The sequence below is a fragment of the Massilia hydrophila genome, assembly GCF_020208145.1.
Lineage (GTDB): Bacteria > Pseudomonadota > Gammaproteobacteria > Burkholderiales > Burkholderiaceae_D > Telluria > Telluria hydrophila.
In genome coordinates this window covers 1-1,382 of the sequence record NZ_JAHYBX010000022.1, presented here as the reverse complement: position 1 = coordinate 1,382, position 1,382 = coordinate 1, and the positions used below count along the sequence as shown (strand labels likewise).

The 1,382-nt window shown below is 51.9% G+C and carries 1 rRNA gene; it reads right to left on the bottom strand.

The features are described from left to right. Positions 1 to 22: 22 nt before the first annotated feature. Positions 23 to 1,382, bottom strand: a 23S ribosomal RNA gene (locus tag LE190_RS21295); the annotation flags it as partial.

Genomic DNA, 1,382 nt, shown 5'->3' with positions numbered 1-1,382 from the left:
GTCTATAGCCTACCAAGGTTATAGGGACAAGCCGTACGGGCAATTAGTACTGGTTAGCTTAATGCATTACTGCACTTCCACACCCAGCCTATCAACGTCCTGGTCTCGAACGACCCTTCAAGGAGCTCAAGGCTCCGGGAAATCTCATCTCAAGGCAAGTTTCCCGCTTAGATGCTTTCAGCGGTTATCTCTTCCGAACTTAGCTACCCGGCAATGCCACTGGCGTGACAACCGGTACACCAGAGGTTCGTCCACTCCGGTCCTCTCGTACTAGGAGCAGCCCCCTTCAAATTTCCAACGCCCACGGCAGATAGGGACCAAACTGTCTCACGACGTTTTAAACCCAGCTCACGTACCACTTTAAATGGCGAACAGCCATACCCTTGGGACCGGCTACAGCCCCAGGATGTGATGAGCCGACATCGAGGTGCCAAACTCCCCCGTCGATATGAACTCTTGGGAGGAATCAGCCTGTTATCCCCAGAGTACCTTTTATCCGTTGAGCGATGGCCCTTCCATACAGAACCACCGGATCACTATGTCCTACTTTCGTACCTGCTCGACTTGTCGGTCTCGCAGTTAAGCACGCTTATGCCATTGCACTATTAGCACGATGTCCGACCGTACCTAGCGTACCTTCGAACTCCTCCGTTACACTTTAGGAGGAGACCGCCCCAGTCAAACTGCCTACCATACACTGTCCCCGACCCGGATAACGGGCCAAGGTTAGAACCTCAAACGAACCAGGGTGGTATTTCAAGGATGGCTCCACAGGAACTGGCGTCCCTGCTTCAAAGCCTCCCACCTATCCTACACAGATTGGTTCAAAGTCCAATGTAAAGCTACAGTAAAGGTTCATGGGGTCTTTCCGTCTAGCCGCGGGTAGATTGCATCATCACAAACATTTCAACTTCGCTGAGTCTCGGGAGGAGACAGTGTGGCCATCGTTACGCCATTCGTGCAGGTCGGAACTTACCCGACAAGGAATTTCGCTACCTTAGGACCGTTATAGTTACGGCCGCCGTTTACTGGGACTTCAATCAAGAGCTTGCACCCCATCATTTAATCTTCCAGCACCGGGCAGGCGTCACACCCTATACGTCCACTTTCGTGTTTGCAGAGTGCTGTGTTTTTATTAAACAGTCGCAGCCACCAGTTTATTGCAACCCTTTCACCCTTCTGCAGTAAAGCAGTCAAGCTACCGGGGCGTACCTTATCCCGAAGTTACGGTACCAATTTGCCGAGTTCCTTCTCCCGAGTTCTCTCAAGCGCCTTAGAATACTCATCTCGCCCACCTGTGTCGGTTTGCGGTACGGTCTCGTATGACTGAAGCTTAGAGGCTTTTCTTGGAACCACTTCCGATTGCTTCGCACCACATGGGT